Consider the following 17,027-nt stretch of genomic DNA (forward strand, 5'->3'; position numbering starts at 1 on the left):
GCTCATCTGGCTAGCCAACGGCTAGAAACCACAATAAACAACTGAAAAATATAGACTTAACAAGATTCAGCGCCGCTAATGTAAACAAAAAGCCGACCACAGCAAACTGCGATCGGCTCTATTCGATAACCCTAAGGTACAGATGTACGCCTAATTTCTATTACGTCAAATACCTAATGCGTCTAATCCCTAAAACATGTATCGGGCGCAATGAGTTAGGCATTCTTAGCATTAGGTGCGCCAGCTGGGGATTTCGGTTTCATAAGCCGCTATCGCCTCGCCGTAACCCAGGCTGATGCCTATGGCATCCAGGCCGTTTAGCAGGTTATGGCGTGCCGACGGGGCAATATCGAAGCTAAAGCTTGCTCCAGAAGGTGAGGTCACCGTCTGTGCCTGCAGATCCACGCTCACCTGAGCACCCTCTTCGGCTTCAACCTCCTGCATCAATTGCACCACCTCCGCCTCGGTGAGGCGAACCGGCAAAAGGCCGTTGTTGATGGCGTTGCCATAGAAGATATCGGCAAAACTTGGCGCTATGATCACCTTAAGGCCAAAATCGGCCAGGGCCCAGGGCGCATGTTCACGACTCGAGCCACAACCAAAGTTCTCCTTAGCCAGCAAGATAGAGGCTCCTTGGTAACGGGGCCGATTCAGGCTGAACTCCGGATTAGGCTGATCGCCGGCATCGTCCAGATAACGCCAGTCGTGAAACAGGTGAACCCCGAAACCGTCACGGGTGACCTTAGAGAGAAACTGCTTAGGGATGATCTGATCCGTATCGATATTGGCACTGTCGATGATCACCGCAAGCCCTGTATGTGTGGTAAATGGTTGCATCTCTCCCTCCTAGTATGGCTTGCGAATATCGACGAAATGACCGGCAATCGCCGCGGCGGCGGCCATGGCAGGGCTCACCAGGTGAGTGCGGCTACCGCGTCCCTGACGACCCTCGAAGTTACGGTTACTGGTCGAGGCGCAGCGATCCCCGGCCTCCAGCCTGTCATCGTTCATCGCCAAACACATGGAACAGCCCGGCAGACGCCATTCAAACCCGGCGTCGATGAAGATCTTATCCAGGCCTTCCGCCTCCGCCTGCTCCTTCACCAAGCCTGAGCCCGGCACCACAATAGCCGTGACACCGGCGGCCACCTTACGCCCCTTGGCCTGCTGAGCCGCCGAGCGCAGATCTTCGATGCGCGAGTTGGTACAGGAGCCGATAAACACCTTGTTGATGCTCACATCTGTCATCTGAGTGCCAGGGGTGAGCGCCACATAGTCCAGCGCCTTCTCGATACTTGCCTTCACCGTCGGGTTTGTCTCATCCTCAGGATTAGGCACACACTGATCGATCGCCACCACCTGACCTGGGTTAGTGCCCCAGGTCAGCTGAGGCGCGATATCGCTCGCCTCCAACACAACATGGGCATCGAACACGGCATCCTCGTCCGACTTCAGCGCCTTCCAGGCGGCGACCGCCTGCTGCCAAGCTTCGCCCTTAGGCGCAAACTCACGGCCCTCAAGATAATCGATGGTGGTCTGATCCGGCGCTATCATGCCCGCCTTGGCGCCCATCTCGATCGCCATGTTACAGACTGTCATGCGGCCCTCCATCGACAGGGCGGCAATCGCCTCACCGCAGAACTCCACCACATACCCAGTGCCGCCATCCATGCCGATCTTGCCTATGATGGCCAGCACGATATCTTTGGCGGTGATCCCATCGGCCACCTGGCCGCGCACCTCGATCTTCATGGTCTTGGCTTTCAGCTGGCGCAAGGTTTGGGTGGCCATCACATGCTCCACCTCTGAGGTGCCGATGCCGAAGGCCAAGGCGCCGAAGGCGCCATGGGTCGCCGTGTGCGAGTCGCCGCAGACAATCACAGTGCCCGGCAGAGTGATGCCAAGCTCGGGGCCCATCACGTGAACGATCCCCTGATTCTTATGATGAATATCGTATAGACGAACACCAAACTCTTTACAGTTTTGTGCCAGCGTCTCCACCTGAGTGCGCGCCATGGGGCTGAGCGCATCCAGGCTGGCGCTCTTGGTCGAGGTGTTGTGGTCCATAGTGGCGAAGGTCTTCTCTGGCGCCCTTAATTTACGACCGGCGACTTTCAAGCCGCTGAAGGCCTGAGGTGAGGTCACCTCATGCACCAGATGGCGATCCACATAGATAAGCGGCGCCTCTCCTTCGGGGGCAGCTACGATATGGCTATCCCATACCTTTTCATACAGTGTCTTCGCCATTAGTTTGCCTCTCTGACTGCTTGGGCAATATAGTCGCCCATCTCACGGGTTGATTTTGCCTTGTCACGATGATCCGCGGGCAAGAGTTCTCCAGTTAAATAGCCATCGCTCAATGCGTTGGCGACCGCATCTTCAATCGCCTTGGCCGCCGCTTCTTCCTTGAGGCTATGACGCAGCAGCAGCGCCGCAGACAGGATCTGTGCGATCGGGTTGGCGATGCCCTGACCGGCGATATCCGGCGCGCTGCCACCGGCAGGTTCATACAGACCGAAGCCATCGCTGTTGAGACTCACCGATGAAAGCAAGCCCATGGAGCCGGTCAGCATGGCGATCTCATCTGAGATGATGTCGCCAAACAGGTTTGAGCAGAGCATCACATCGAAATCGAAGGGGCGACGCAGCAGCTGCATGGTGGCGTTGTCGATATAGATATGCTCGAGCTCCACATCCGGGAACTCCTTGGCCACCTCTTCGACCACTTCGCGCCACAACACAGAGCAGGCCAGTACGTTGGCCTTATCCACAGAGGTCACCTTCTTGCGACGACCCCGAGCAGCCTCGAAGGCGATCTTGGCAATGCGGCGCACCTCGCGGCGACTATAACGCATGGTGTCGAAGGCCTCTTCCTGCTCGCCCTCACCTTGACGCCCTTTGGGCTTACCGAAGTAGATGCCACCGGTCAACTCGCGCACGCAAAGCACGTCGAAGCCCTGGGCCGAGATGTCGCTGCGCAGCGGCGACATATGCTCCAGGCCGACGTGTAGCTTGGCCGGACGCATGTTACAAAACAGCTCGAAGTGTCCCCGTAGCGGCAGTAGGGCGCCACGCTCTGGCTGATCGTTGGGGGGTAGATGCTCCCACTTAGGGCCACCTACCGAGCCGAACAGGATAGCGTCGGCCGCCTCGCAGCCCTTCAGGGTCGACTCGGGTAGCGGACAACCATGATTGTCGATGGCCGCGCCGCCCACATCATATTCGCTATACTCGATATCCAACGAGAAACGCTCTTCCACCGCCTTTAGCACCTTGCGTGCCTCGACCATAACCTCGGGGCCGATCCCATCACCGGCCAATACCGCGACTTGATAACTCATACCTCAAGTGACTCCCTGCAATTAATTGTCTTTATGCTGTTTAATTAAAAATTGGTTATACGCCGCCTAACTCGGTACGCGCCTGTTTTAACTTATTCTTGTTCTCGGCCACCTTGTCCGCGCGCCAGGTCAGATTCATCACGTGGATCAGCGCCGCTGCCGAGGCCTCGACCACATCGGTCGCCAGGCCCACACCATGGAAGCTCTGATCATGATACTTGGCGGTGATATCCACCTGTCCCAGGGCATCTTGCCCTTGGCCCTTGGCGCTAAGCTGATAGCTGCTGATGTTGATCTCACAGCCGCTGGCGCGGGCAATCGCCTTGTAGGCCGCATCGACCGGGCCGTTACCCGTTGCCGCCTCTGTTACCGCCTTGCCGTCTATGCTTAGGGTCACTGTGGCGGTGGCCTGTCCCTGAGTCGAATCTGAGTGCACCACCAGCTGCTGCAAGCCATAGTGGTTTTCATCTTCTGCCTGAGCCTCTACATATACCAAGGCCTCCAGGTCATAGTCGAACACCTGCCCCTTCTTGTCAGCCAGCTTCAGGAAGGCCTCGTACAGGGTGTCCATATCATAGTCTTGCTCGCCATAGCCCATCTCTTCCATGCGATGCTTGATCACGTGGCGGCCGGAGCGGGAGGTCATGTTCAGGTTGTTGCGGTTCAGGCCGATACTCTCTGGCGTCATAATCTCGTAGGTGTTTTGTGACTTCAGCACGCCGTCCTGATGGATACCCGAGGAGTGGGTGAAGGCGTTGGCGCCGACGATCGCCTTGTTGGCCTGTACCGGCATGTTACACAGCTGACTCACCAGATTAGAGGTGCGGTGGATCTCTTTGGCGTTGATCCCCGTCTCCAGCCCCAGGCTGGCCTTGCGAGTGGCGATGATCATGGCGATCTCTTCCAGAGAGCAGTTACCGGCGCGCTCGCCGATGCCATTGACGGTACACTCGATCTGACGCGCCCCATGCTGCACCGCAGTGATAGAATTTGCCACCGACAAGCCCAAGTCGTCGTGACAGTGCACTGAGATCACCGCCTGATCGATATTCGGTACCCTGTCGAACAGGTTTTGAATGATGCCGCCAAATTCGCTCGGCACCGTATAACCCACGGTGTCGGGAATGTTGATAGTCTTGGCGCCCGCCTTGATGGCCGCCTCGACCATGCGGCACAGGTTATCTATTGGGGTACGACCGGCGTCTTCACAGGAGAACTCCACATCGTCGGTGAAGCGGCGGGCATATTTCACCGCGCCGACTGCCATGTCCAGCACCTGATCGAAGGAGCGCTTAAGCTTGCTCTCCACGTGTATGGTCGAGGTCGAGATAAAGGTGTGGATACGGAACTGCTCCGCCACCGACAAGGACTGGGCCGCGGCGTCGATATCTTTCTCAAGCGCCCTGGCAAGCGCACAGACCCGGCTATTCTTGATGGTGCGGGCAATGGTCTGCACCGATTCGAAGTCCCCCGGTGACGAGACGGGAAACCCCACCTCCATGACGTCCACTCCCAGACGCTCGAGTGACAGTGCTATCTGTAGCTTTTCCTTAACCGTTAAACTCGCCGCTAATGCTTGCTCACCATCTCGTAAGGTCGTATCAAATATTATCACTCGGTTAGACATCTGGTTTCTCCATGGTACGTCTAGGCTCTAATTTTGGGTGTTCGTCGAATCCATAAACAAAAAAACCCCGCGTTGTTGGGCGCGGGGTTTATGAATGCTGAATGTGTTATTAAGCGTGCAACACTACATTCTCCGCGCAGGACCTGCGAGAATGAGAATAAGGAGGCTGAGGAGTGCACGGTTAATAGTCGTCATTGTATTCAGTAAAAGTAATTAATTATTCGTTTCGATTCGAAAGATTGATTAATATTTAACGTGTGTCTGTGCAATAGTCAACCCCATATTTTTCATGTTTGCCACATTAGACCAGATAAAAATCTTGATTAACTGCGCAAATCTAACCATTTATTTGCTCACAAGAGTGACTAAGTGATTAAATTCAGCATACTAGGTCATTTGCCGAGCAATCCCTCTGATTCCAATCGCGGGCGCTATTTTTTATGCAATTGCTGATGAAAAATCAGTATAATGCCGCCAAAGGAAACAGAAACAGCACACTCGTTCCGGAGCTTTTAAAAATGGATTTTCGTCTCATAGTGTTAAGTCTCAGCCTCTGGCTGATCCCAGCTTATGGGGACACTATGACAGAGTTAGATGAGTTGGCCCAAACCGTCTACCAATATCCCAACAAGACACTGACACAGATCTCGGCGCTGGAACAACGCCTGGATCAGGAAGCCACGTCTGAAGAAAATCGTCTGCGCCTCTCGCTGCTCAAGTGCGAGGCCTTCGTGCAGCTGGGCGAAAACGAGGCCGCCATCAATCTGGGCCGCATGAGTGAGGCCAAGGCCAAGTCGCTCAAGCTCAATCAGCTCAGCCCCTACTTTCTCAACTGTATGGCCGCGGCCTATATCGATTATGGCGACCTCAGACAGGCGCTGACCCTGCTGGACTCCGCCATCTACCTCTCTCGCGAGCAACAGCAGCCCCAGTCCTTAGTCAACGGTCTGATGCTGCGCGGCAAGATAGATACCCATATCGAAAGCCAGAGCAGCGCGCTAGAAGATCTGCGCCTGGCCCAAGATATCTACCCGGATACCGAAAAACAGAGACCTCAATGGCTTACCCCGCCAAGGCCCTATGTGCAACTGGCCATGGCCGAGCTGCTGCGAACCAAGGGCCTCTACAACCAGGCGTTCAACAATGCCAAGGGCGCGCTGGATAGCGAGCAGACCACGGGAAAGGTGAGGCTGACTGTGCTACTTACCCTGGCCAAGATTGCCCACTACAACCAAGAGGTGAAGTTCAGGGACGACATGGTGCTCGAGGCCAAGATACTGCTACCCGAACTCGCCACGGCGACCGAGCTGGCCGAGAGTTATACCCAGCTGGCGGAAATTGAATTTTTGCGGGGAAATGATAAGAGCGCCATCCAGCTGCTCAATATCGCCCTCAACACCTTCGACAAGCAGAAGAAGATCAACGACAGCCTGAGGGCCAATCGTCTACTGGCCAATATTCAATTGGCGAACGGCGAGCAGGCCCTGGGGACAGAGCTGATGCAGAAGGCGATCGCCATCGGCGAGCGCACCAATCAGTTTGACGAGCTCGTCTATTGCTACGGCATCCTGAGCCGCTACTTTGCCGACATAGGCCAATACAAGGACGCCTATCAGTATCAGCTGAAGCGCTTCGAGATGGCCCAGCGCAGCTATGAGTTTCTTAAAGACACTCGACTGCTGCAAATCAAGGCGCAGCTGGGACGTTACCAGCAGCTGGCACAGGACAATCAGCCTAAGCCCATCAAGCTCGATGCCCACATCAGCGACAGCTATGGTCTTATCGGCATCCTGGTGCTCTTCCTGCTGCTGACGCTGTTTATTCTGCTCAACCGTATCAGAATGCCTAAGGCGCCGCTATCGGTGAGCCAGAGAGATGAGCCGATGAGCACCCAGGAGAAGATGGAGGCCCTGCTAACCAGCGCCAAGCAGATAGGTTTTCCTATCACCATCTTGCTGATCAATCCCAGCCATCTGGCCAAGGCCGATGTCGACAGGCTACTGACCCGTTTGTCACAGAAGATCCGCCAGCAGGATATCTTGCTGAGCACCAGCGCCGATCAGATATTGATCATGCTGCCCTTCACCTCGTTGGCAGGAGCGCAGCTTATCGCCCGCCAGCTGAGCGCCATCATAGAGCCGCTACAAAATGGCGCCCGGGTCAACATGGGGATGGCGGTGATGCAGCATCACGACACCCTCTCCTCCCTGGTTAAAAGGGCCAGTGTCGATCAGCTAAGTAAATACAGCGGTCAGCAGGCACACTAAGTCTGGTAGCAAGTACAATAAGCCTGATAGCAAGCTGCGCCTGAATTTACAGAATCTTGGTAAGCAGAGCCTTAGTTAGCGAAATATTGGCTAGCTACGGGTGAGGTAGTCGTTGATCTCGTCGAGAAACTCGCCGCCGAAACGATTCAGCTTAGTCTCGCCCACGCCGTTCACCGCCAGCATCTCGCCTGGGCTGGTCGGCAGCATGGCCGCCATCTCCGCCAGCGTGGCGTCGTTAAACACCAGATAGGGCGGCACATCCAACTCTTCTGCCAGGCTGCGACGTAGCTGCTTCAGGCGGGCAAACAACTTCCTGTCGTAGTTAATCGGTGCCCGGCTACTGCTGCGACGCTTCACATGTGTGGTGATGCTGATACGCGGCTCGGCGAGCTGCAACGGCACCTCCCCCTTGAGCACGGCCCGCGCCTGAGGATTGAGCTTAATGGCCGAGCCTCTGGTGATATCCTGACTGGCGAAACCCAGGTGAATGATCTGACGTATGATACTGAGCCAGAACTCATGGCTCTTCTCCTTGCCTATGCCCCAGGTCGACAACTTGTCGTGGCCACGGTCGACCACAGAGGCCGCTTTGGAGCCACGCAGCACCTCGATAAGATGATTTACACCAAACTTTTGCTGCAAGCGGAAGATGCAGGAGAGCACCTTCTGGGCATCCTCGACGCCGTCGTACCGCTTGGGTGGGTCTAAGCAGATATCACAGTTTCCGCAGGGCTCGGACGCACTCTCGTCGAAGTAGTGCAGCAGCACCTGACGGCGACAGGTTTGCGCCTCGGCAAAGGCCGCCATGGTATTGAGCTTGTGGTACTCCACCTGCTGCTGCGGGCCTGGCTCCTGCTGCTCGATGAGATGGCGCACCCGGCCGATATCGGCCGGGTCGAACAACATGAAAGCCTCGGCATCCAGGCCATCACGGCCGGCACGGCCTGTCTCCTGGTAATAGGCTTCAACGCTCTTGGGAATATCGTAATGCACCACGAAGCGCACGTTGGATTTGTTGATCCCCATGCCAAAGGCCACGGTGGCCACCACGATATCTAATTGATCTTTTAGGAAACGCTCCTGAATATCGGCGCGCTCCTCCTGGGTCTTGCCGGCGTGATAGGCGTCGGCATGATAGCCCTGCATACGCAGACGCTCGGCCACCTCATCCACCCGACGACGACTGCTACAGTAGATGATGCCACTGTTGCCATTCTGCGCCTGGATAAACTGCCTGAGCTGATTGGCGGCGTTGAGCTTCTCCGCCACGGTATAACGAATGTTGGGGCGATCGAAGCTGGTGAGCAGCTCAAAGGGCGCTATGCCCAGTCGCTGACAGATATCCTCCCGCGTCGCCTTGTCGGCGGTAGCCGTCAGCGCCATCATGGGCACCCGAGGAAACAGCTGCTTTAGCTGGCCCAGGGCCGCATATTCGGGGCGGAAGTCGTGCCCCCACTGGGAGATACAGTGGGCCTCGTCGATGGCAAACAGGGAGAGCGGCAGGTTATGCAGACGCTCGATGAAGCTGTCGGTCAGCAGGCGCTCGGGTGACACATACAAGAGCTTGAGTTCGCCGTTATGTAGCTGGCGATAGATGGTCATGGCCTCTTCCCGCGACTGTGACGAGTTGAGGTAAGCCGCGGCCACGCCCATCTGTTTCAGGCTATCGACCTGATCTTTCATCAGGGAGATCAGCGGCGACACCACCAGGGTCAGCCCGGGTAAGACGAGTGCCGGCAGCTGATAACACAGGCTCTTACCGCCGCCGGTAGGCATGATCACCAAGGCATCCTGGCCGCCGCAGACCTGCTCTATCACCTCACGCTGACCCGTCCTGAAGGTGCGATAGCCAAACACCGTCTGCAGGCAGGCGGCGAGCGGATCGCTATCGGTCACGTCGGCAGAAGTTAAGGCTAAGTCCATGGCGCTCGGTAATCATTAATTTGGCCGCTTATTCTAATCAAGCCGGCTCGGCTTGTCTCATCTATCCGGGTATTAATTACCCCTCGCCCCCCATCGACTGATGAAATTTTATCCGCAGGCTTGCCTCGCCCCGTGCATTAGCGATAGATTAAATGCTCTAACCATTAGGCTAACGAATGCCCAAACTTTACCCGCTTGTCCCCAGCAAGCAGCGTAGGACAAAACAAGGAGTGCCCCTATGACGACGCCCATACAAGCGCAGACCCTGGCCAGTGTAGCCGATATCTTCGATACCAAGGTGCCCTTTCATAACCTCTTAGGGATGGATATCAAGCGTTACGACCTGCAGGGCGTCGAGGTCGAGGTGAAGATGAAAAAGGACCTCATCGGCAACATTCATCAGCAGATCCTCCACGGCGGCGTGACCGCTACCGTGCTGGATGTGGTGGGCGGCCTGACGGCCTTCTCTGGCCTGGTAGCCAGCCGGGACGACTGGTGTTTAGAAGATCTGCAGGAGCGCCTAAAAACCTTAGGCACTATAGATCTGCGTATCGATTATCTCAGGCCAGGACGCGGCGAGATCTTTACCGGCACAGGCACAGTGATCAGGGCCGGGAACCGGGTCTCAGTCTGCCGCATGGAGCTGCACAACGAGAAGGGCTCGCATATCGCCTTCGGCACTGGCACCTACATGGTGGGCTAGCCAGCTAATCCCCCTGTAAATTACCGTCAATTTAGTGAGACGCGCTGGCAAGAGACTGCTCCAGCGCGAGGCGCAAAAAGAATGCTTATGGCCGCTTGAGTCACGCGGCTTAGGCGCCTACAATGCCACTCCCGCACTTTTTCTAAATCCTAAGCTATGGCCGATATTGAGTATCGTAAAGGGGTAGCGCTCGCCATCTGCGCCTACTGCCTCTGGGGCTTTGCTCCCCTCTATTTTAAGCTGCTAAACCATGTGTCGGCGACCGAGATCCTGCTGCATCGCGTGATCTGGTCCTTCGTCTTCATGTTGATCTTGATGCAATTTATCGGTGGTTTCGCCAAGCTGCGCGCCCTTTTCCGGCAGCCCAAACAGCTTGGCGTGTTAGCGCTCACCTCGGTTCTGATCGCCGGCAACTGGTTGCTGTTCATCTGGGCGATCAACAATGACCATATGCTCGACGCCAGCCTGGGCTACTTCATCAACCCCCTCATCAACGTATTGCTGGGCATGGTGTTCCTGCAGGAACGTCTACGTAAGCTACAGTGGGCAGCCGTCTCCTTGGCCTGCGCCGGCGTGTTGATCCAGTTGATCTCTTTTGGCTCGATTCCTGTGGTATCTCTGGGGCTTGCTGCCTCATTCGGCGTTTACGGCTTGCTGCGCAAGAAGGTCAATGTCGACGCCAAGACGGGACTGCTGGTAGAGACGGCCATCTTAGTGCCTGTGGCCCTGCTCTATCTGGCGATGAATCTCGATAGCACCAGCATCCTGGAAAACAGCTGGCAGATGAACCTGCTGCTGATGGCGGCCGGAATAGTCACCTCGATCCCCCTGCTCTGCTTTGCCGGCGCCGCTACGCGTATTCCGCTGTCTATGCTGGGCTTCTTCCAATATATTGGCCCCAGCATCATGTTTATCATGGCCGTCAGCCTGTTTAACGAACCCTTCGATCTCGAAAAGGGGATCACCTTCGCCTTTATCTGGAGCGCCCTGGTGATCTTTACCCTGGACCTGGCGTTAAAGAGTCGGCGCAAGCAGGCTGGATAACAAGGCCTCCGGCTGCTCCAGACTCAAGATCAACAGATAGCCCTCGGTCGTCGGCAAAACCAATACCTGGCCGTCGCCGGTGACCGACAGTAGGGCCTTATCTGTCCTGTCGCTGGCATCTGCCAGCTTAAACCACCCCAGCGAATAACCCGGCATGCCCACACCGTTGCTGCGATAGCTCAGCTTAGGCGCATCATCTCCTCCCAAGCTGACGATTTTAGCCTCAGCCGGCACAAGGCTTTGAAGCGGTAACTCGACCCGGTAGAGGGGAATATCCACCAGCATAGTGCTTGGTGTAAGGCGCACGCTGGTATCATGGGCCTTGTAGAACACCCAGGAGAGCAGGCCCAATACGGCGATCACCATTCCCGCAGAGGCATATTTCGCCTTCTTAGGTAGGGGCTTCACCATCAGCAGCACTAGCACCAAGGCGACACCCAGCAGCATAGACAGGAAGATCCCGCTGGTTGCCGAATCTAAGGTCGTGAGTTGAAAGACTTGAGTATCCATCTCTAAATATCCTCTTGAAACATATGGGCATACAAGCAGGTCACCCCTGAGCCCAACCCTAACATGAACCGATAACTTGAGTGTGGCCTTGCCGACATATTATGTCAAGAGTCGTTACTGTGAGTTAACGTGGACACACAAAAAGACCACCCCAAGGGTGGCCTCTTTCATCGGACGCGTTTAGCGTTATTGAAGATCTAAGGCGAGAATCTTCGACTTGCGCTGATAGTTATACAGCTGCTTCTTCTTGTTTGGCAAGGCATCGACCTCGACGATCTGGAAGCCATGCTCGAGGAACCAGTGAATGCTGCGGGTCGTCAGCGCAAACAGGCGAGCATAACCACGCACCTTGGCCTGACCTATGATGTTCTTCAGCAAGATGCTGCCGCGGTCGGCATCGCGATAATCGGGATGCACCACCAGGCAGGCAAACTCTCCGGCGTTGTCCTCCTCGAAGGGATATAGGGCCGCACAGCCGATCACCAAGCCATCACGCTCGATCAGCATAAACTGCTCTATCTCCATCTCCAGCTGCTCACGTGAGCGGCGCACCAAGACCCCTGCTTGTTCCAGCGGACGGATGAGATCCAAGACACCACCGATATCGGCAATGGTAGCTCTGCGCAGGCGCTCGGCACTCTCGGTCACTATCTGGGTACCGATACCGTCACGGGAGAACAGCTCCTGCAGCAGGGCGCCATCATCGAGATAGCTGACGAAGTGACAGCGAGCCACACCGTTACGACAGGCGTCTATGCTGGCCTGTAAGAAGGCCCGCGTGCCCACACACCAGTTGTCTTCATCGGTCAGCTCGGACAAGATTCGCTGAGCATCGGTCGGCATCAGCTCGGCGATCACCTCGCCGTTACTGTCGAGTATCCCCTCCTTAGCGCTGAAGCCTATCATCTTGTCGGCCTTGAGCTTCACCGCGATCTGGGTCGCGACCTCTTCGGCGGTCAGGTTAAAACACTCGCCGGTCACAGAGGCCGCCACAGGTCCCAGGAGCACTATGCCGTGATTGTCCAGCTGACGCCTGAGGCCCGCCACATCTATGCGTCTCACCTTGCCACTCAGGCAGTAGTCGACGCCGTTGTCGACCCCTAAGGGCTGGGCTATCACGAAGTTACCGCTGACTACGTTGATCTGCGCCCCTTGCATTGGAGTATTGCTCAAGCTCATCGACAGACGGGCGGTGATGTCCAGCTGCAGACCGCCCACCACCTGCTTGATCACCCTAAAGGACTCTTCATCGCTGATGCGCACCCCGTTGTAATACTCAGGGGAGAGATTATGCGCGGCCAAGGCCTCATCGATTTGCGGCCTAGCGCCATGCACCAGCACTATCTTGATCCCCAGGCTGTGAAGCAGGGCAATATCGTTGATGATGGAGCGAAACTGACTCTGCGCCAGCGCCTCACCACCCAACATGACCACAAATGTCTTGCCCCTGTGTGCATTCACATAGGAAGCAGAATGACGAAAACCCTCGACTAACTCAGTAGTGCGCACCCGCGTAACCTCAACAATAAATATGTGACAATATCGCCACCTGACGAATAACAAGCCGATTTTATTGCATTTAAATTCACATTAAAAGCATTTGTTGTCATCGAAAGCGATATTTTTTCATCACAAAGAGACAATCTGATTAAGCATAGCAGAACAGATTAAGATCAGAGGCTTAGGTAAAGGCCGGAATCCGTCGGCGCGCAGGGTTATCACCTGGGAACTTATCTAAAAAATAGAAATGAGCTGGCCAACGCCATGGGGAAATTTAGGGCAAAAAAAAGCCCCTGCAATGAGGGGCTTTTTCCAAAAAACGTGAATCAAGAATTACTTGATTTTCGCTTCTTTGTAGATAACGTGCTGACGGATAACGGGATCAAATTTCTTGATCTCCATTTTTTCAGGCATGTTACGCTTGTTTTTCTCAGTCGTGTAGAAGTGACCTGTTTTAGCGCTAGAAACTAGCTTGATCTTCTCACGGTTACCTTTAGCTTTAGCCATGGCTTATTACACCTTCTCGCCGCGGGCACGAAGTTCAGCAACAACAACTTCGATACCTTTCTTATCGATAATACGCATACCTTTAGTAGATACACGTAGCTGTACGAAACGCTTTTCGTCTTCTAACCAGAAACGGTGGTTCTGTAGGTTAGGTAAAAAACGACGACGAGTCGCGTTCTTAGCGTGCGAACGGTTGTTACCAACCATCGGCTTCTTGCCAGTAACTTGGCATACTCTTGACATGTCAATCTTCTCCAAAAACAATTTAACGCTCGAGCATTAATGTACCTCGAATATGGCCGTCGCCCGAGGCACACAAAGAGGGCGCATTTTATACAGGATCTAAAATCAAAGATCAAGGGATATTCAATCTATCCATCCCCTCTCTGCAAACGAAACTATCTCACGATCGCCCACAACCATATGGTCTAGCAGCGAAACATCTATAGTCGCCAACGCGTATTTCAATCGCTCAGTAATTCGCCGATCAGCATGACTGGGCTCAGCCACCCCGGAAGGATGGTTGTGGCACACAATTACCGCTGCGGCTTTTTTCTCAAGCACTAGGCTTACCACTTCTCGCGGATAAACCGAGGCTGAATCTATGGTGCCACGGAACAATTCGACGAACTGAATCACCCTATGCTGACTATCGAGCAATAAGATGGCAAACACTTCGTAGGCACGATCCGCCAATTGTCTCATTAAATAGTCCCGAGTTAAATCAGGATCTGACAAAATCTTTCCTCTTCGTAGATTTTCTTGCGCGATCCGCTTGCTTAACTCGATGGCAGCCTGCAATTGAGCATACTTTACCGGGCCGATTCCCTGAATATCACACAGCTCACTCAAGGAGGCGTTAAAGAGCGCCCTGAGGCCACCGAAGTGGGTTAACATGACTCTGGCCAGGGACACGGCGCTTTGTCCCTTGAGGCCATTTCTGAGCAGCACCGCCAGCAACTCGGCATCGGAGAGCTGAGCGACACCGCTACGCAGCAGTTTTTCTCTGGGCCCCTCTCCCTGAGGCCAATCTTTGATTGCCATAAACACTCCTTGTCTCGGCGCCATCTGCACACCTAGGCTTTAGAGTATGGTCTAGTTTTTAAAAACTTGTATCCTCAACCTCGGCAGGATTGTGGTATGGTTAGCGGGCAAAATTAAACGCGATTAGTGATCAACATGAGTCTAACCAATAAAAAGATATTGCTGGGAATTGGCGGCGGCATTGCAGCCTATAAGTCTGCCGATCTGGTCCGCCGCCTGAAAGAACGCGGCGCCGATGTGCGTGTCGTCATGAGCCAAAGCGCGCAGGAATTTATCACGCCGCTGACCCTGCAGGCACTTTCGGGCCATCCCATTGCCACCGACCTGTTAGACCCGGCGGCCGAAGCCGCCATGGGGCATATCGAACTCGCCCGCTGGGCCGACTTAGTGTTGATCGCCCCGGCAACCGCCAACCTAATCGCCCGCATCAATGCCGGCATGGCCGATGAGTTGATCACCACCACTTGCCTGGCCACAGAAGCGCCAGTGGTGCTCTGCCCGGCGATGAATCAGCAGATGTATCGCAACGTCGCCACCCAGGACAATCTGGATAACCTGAGAAAACGCGGCCTCACCATCTGGGGACCGGCTTCGGGTAGTCAGGCCTGTGGCGAAGTCGGCCCAGGCCGCATGGAGGAGCCCCTGGTGATCGCCGAGCGCGTCGAACACTTCTTTGCACCGAAGCTGCTTCAGGGAATATCGATACTGCTGACGGCGGGCCCGACCCGCGAGGCGATCGATCCCGTGCGTTACATCTCTAACCACAGCTCGGGCAAGATGGGCTTTGCCCTGGCACGCGCGGCGGCCGAGATGGGCGCCAAGGTGACCCTGGTCTCCGGCCCGGTTAATCTTGAGACGCCGATGAATGTCAATCGCCTCAACGTCGCCTCGACCCAGGAGATGCTCGACGCCGTGATGCAGCAGGTACACCACAGCGATATCTTCATCGGCTGCGCCGCGGTCTGCGACTATCGCACCGCGGATATTGCCGACGAGAAAATTAAGAAATCTGCCACAGAGATGTCACTTGCGCTTGTACGCAATCCTGATATCTTAGCCACGGTCGCGGCCCAGGAGGTACGTCCATTCACGGTAGGATTTGCCGCCGAAACGCAGGATGTAGACCATTACGCCAAAGACAAGTTGACCCGCAAGAAACTGGATATGATCGCCGCCAATGACGTATCCGACCCGGCCATCGGCTTTAACAGCGATAGCAATGCCTTAAAGGTCTTCTGGCAAGGAGGCGAGCACGCCCTCCCCGCCACAGATAAATACACCCTGGCGAAGCAACTACTCACCCTAATCGCACAGCAGATGAAGACAGCATGAAGACAGCATGAAGACGCCCATAGAACTCAAGATCCTCGATTCTCGTATCGGCTCACAGTTTCCGCTTCCCGCCTACGAGACACCGGGCAGTGCCGGCATGGATCTGCGTGCCATGATAGAAACCACCATGGTGATTCAGCCGGGGGAAACCCAACTGATCCCAACCGGGATCGCCGTGCATGTTGCCGATCCCAGCCTGGCGGCCGTCATCCTGCCGCGCTCCGGCATGGGCCACAAACATGGCATAGTGCTGGGCAACCTAGTCGGTCTTATCGACTCTGACTATCAGGGTCCCCTGATGGTCTCTTGCTGGAACCGCAGCAGCGAGCCTTTCACCTTGGAGATTGGCGATCGCCTGGCGCAACTCGTGTTTGTGCCTGTGGTACAAGCCGAATTTAAATTGGTCGACGAATTCGACACCTCAGATCGAGGCGAAGGCGGTTTCGGCCACTCGGGTACTCGATAGTTAGGTACCTATTAGCCAAATTCTCGATAACTCGGCACTCAATCCTCGACACGCCGCATAGAATAATTAGAGAGTCATGGGCAGCGCCTGCCCATCGGCTCCTGTAGTAATTAAGTAAAGGATACTTAGATGGCTGCAAGCCCTAAAATCAACCGACGCGAACATATTCTTCAATGTCTGGCTACCATGCTAGAAACCAGTCCCGGTCAACGAATCACCACGGCAAAACTTGCCGCCGAGGTGGGTGTGTCTGAGGCGGCGCTCTATCGCCACTTTCCCAGCAAGGCGAGAATGTTCGAGGGGCTAATCGACTTTATCGAAGAGTCACTGCTATCGCGCATCAATCTCATCATGGATGAAGAGAAAGACACCATGAGACGCTGTCAGTTGCTGCTGCAACTCTTGCTGGTATTTGCCGAGCGCAACCCAGGGATCTCCCGCGTACTCAACGGCGACGCCCTATTGGGAGAGAATGAGCGACTGCGTAACCGTACCGGCCAGATCTTCTCCAAGGTTGAGACTCACCTGAAACAGATCCTCAGAGAGAAGACCCTGAGAGAAGGCAAAGGCTTTAACCTGGACGAGGCAATCTTGGCTAACCTGCTGCTGGCCGTGGCCGAAGGCCGCATCGCCCAATTCGTTCGCAGCGACTTCAAAAACAAGCCCACAGAACACTTCGCCGAACAGTGGCAGTTTATTCAGCAGCAGCTACTTCAGAGTTAACTAATATCAATGAAAACAGCGACCTGTAATACACGGGTCG

At 55.1% G+C, this 17,027-nt stretch carries 16 protein-coding genes; 6 read left to right on the forward strand and 10 right to left on the reverse strand.

Annotated elements, in window-relative coordinates; translation table 11 throughout:
- Positions 1-231: 231 nt before the first annotated feature.
- Genes leuD through leuA form a run of 4 tightly spaced genes read right to left on the reverse strand, consistent with a single transcriptional unit; the run spans position 232 to position 4,968 of the window.
- Positions 232-837 (reverse strand): 3-isopropylmalate dehydratase small subunit, encoded by a 606-nt coding sequence (gene leuD / locus K0I63_RS17950; RefSeq protein WP_220081907.1) that lies wholly within the window; start codon positions 835-837, stop codon positions 232-234.
- Positions 838-846: 9 nt separating this feature from the next.
- Entirely contained in the window at positions 847-2,247 is a 1,401-nt protein-coding gene (leuC, locus tag K0I63_RS17955; RefSeq protein ID WP_220081908.1) for a 3-isopropylmalate dehydratase large subunit, read from the reverse strand.
- A complete protein-coding gene (gene leuB / locus K0I63_RS17960) occupies positions 2,247-3,341 on the reverse strand; it encodes a 3-isopropylmalate dehydrogenase (RefSeq protein ID WP_220081909.1) in 1,095 nt (364 codons plus the stop codon). The genes leuC and leuB overlap by 1 nt, the downstream gene beginning before the upstream one ends.
- Positions 3,342-3,396: 55 nt before the next feature.
- Positions 3,397-4,968, reverse strand: a complete 1,572-nt coding sequence (gene leuA / locus K0I63_RS17965) for a 2-isopropylmalate synthase (protein WP_220081910.1) — start codon at positions 4,966-4,968, stop codon at positions 3,397-3,399.
- 581 nt (positions 4,969-5,549) lie between these two features.
- Between leuA and K0I63_RS17970 the strand changes: the two genes are divergently transcribed.
- Complete coding sequence (locus K0I63_RS17970; protein ID WP_220081911.1) at positions 5,550-7,235, forward strand: tetratricopeptide repeat protein; 1,686 nt, start codon at positions 5,550-5,552, stop codon at positions 7,233-7,235.
- 90 nt (positions 7,236-7,325) lie between these two features.
- Here K0I63_RS17970 and recQ read toward each other — a convergent pair whose 3' ends face one another.
- Positions 7,326-9,158 (reverse strand): DNA helicase RecQ, encoded by a 1,833-nt coding sequence (recQ, locus tag K0I63_RS17975; RefSeq protein ID WP_220081912.1) that lies wholly within the window; start codon positions 9,156-9,158, stop codon positions 7,326-7,328.
- A gap of 238 nt (positions 9,159-9,396) precedes the next feature.
- Between recQ and K0I63_RS17980 the strand changes: the two genes are divergently transcribed.
- Positions 9,397-9,861 carry a thioesterase family protein gene (locus K0I63_RS17980; protein WP_220081913.1) on the forward strand — a complete coding sequence of 155 codons (465 nt, stop codon included), beginning with the start codon at positions 9,397-9,399 and terminating at the stop codon, positions 9,859-9,861.
- A gap of 156 nt (positions 9,862-10,017) precedes the next feature.
- Positions 10,018-10,905: an EamA family transporter RarD gene (rarD, locus tag K0I63_RS17985; RefSeq protein WP_220043517.1), complete on the forward strand. Its 888-nt coding sequence runs from the start codon at positions 10,018-10,020 to the stop codon at positions 10,903-10,905.
- On the opposite strand, the gene K0I63_RS17990 is transcribed toward rarD, so the two are convergent.
- From K0I63_RS17990 to radC, 5 genes are all read right to left on the reverse strand, one after another.
- Positions 10,876-11,415: a hypothetical protein gene (locus K0I63_RS17990; RefSeq protein ID WP_220081914.1), complete on the reverse strand. Its 540-nt coding sequence runs from the start codon at positions 11,413-11,415 to the stop codon at positions 10,876-10,878. The two genes, rarD and K0I63_RS17990, sit on opposite strands and share 30 nt — an antisense overlap.
- A 186-nt stretch (positions 11,416-11,601) precedes the next feature.
- Complete coding sequence (argA, locus tag K0I63_RS17995) at positions 11,602-12,924, reverse strand: amino-acid N-acetyltransferase (protein ID WP_144201702.1); 1,323 nt, start codon at positions 12,922-12,924, stop codon at positions 11,602-11,604.
- Positions 12,925-13,248: 324 nt separating this feature from the next.
- Positions 13,249-13,422 carry a 50S ribosomal protein L33 gene (gene rpmG, locus K0I63_RS18000; RefSeq protein ID WP_007651290.1) on the reverse strand — a complete coding sequence of 58 codons (174 nt, stop codon included), beginning with the start codon at positions 13,420-13,422 and terminating at the stop codon, positions 13,249-13,251.
- Between the two features lie 6 nt (positions 13,423-13,428).
- Entirely contained in the window at positions 13,429-13,665 is a 237-nt protein-coding gene (gene rpmB, locus K0I63_RS18005; protein WP_011867275.1) for a 50S ribosomal protein L28, read from the reverse strand.
- 123 nt (positions 13,666-13,788) lie between these two features.
- Positions 13,789-14,466 (reverse strand): RadC family protein, encoded by a 678-nt coding sequence (gene radC, locus K0I63_RS18010; RefSeq protein ID WP_220081915.1) that lies wholly within the window; start codon positions 14,464-14,466, stop codon positions 13,789-13,791.
- 135 nt (positions 14,467-14,601) lie between these two features.
- On the opposite strand from radC, the gene coaBC reads away from it, so the two are divergent.
- From coaBC to slmA, 3 genes are all read left to right on the forward strand, one after another.
- The gene (coaBC, locus tag K0I63_RS18015; RefSeq protein ID WP_220081916.1) at positions 14,602-15,798 is read left to right on the forward strand and encodes a bifunctional phosphopantothenoylcysteine decarboxylase/phosphopantothenate--cysteine ligase CoaBC; all 1,197 of its coding nucleotides are present in this window, start codon (positions 14,602-14,604) and stop codon (positions 15,796-15,798) included.
- A gap of 7 nt (positions 15,799-15,805) precedes the next feature.
- Positions 15,806-16,264: a dUTP diphosphatase gene (gene dut / locus K0I63_RS18020; RefSeq protein WP_220081917.1), complete on the forward strand. Its 459-nt coding sequence runs from the start codon at positions 15,806-15,808 to the stop codon at positions 16,262-16,264.
- Positions 16,265-16,393: 129 nt separating this feature from the next.
- Positions 16,394-16,987 (forward strand): nucleoid occlusion factor SlmA, encoded by a 594-nt coding sequence (slmA, locus tag K0I63_RS18025; RefSeq protein WP_011867279.1) that lies wholly within the window; start codon positions 16,394-16,396, stop codon positions 16,985-16,987.
- Positions 16,988-17,027: the final 40 nt, after the last annotated feature.

The sequence above is a fragment of the Shewanella rhizosphaerae genome (assembly GCF_019457655.1).
Taxonomy (GTDB): Bacteria; Pseudomonadota; Gammaproteobacteria; order Enterobacterales; family Shewanellaceae; genus Shewanella; species Shewanella loihica.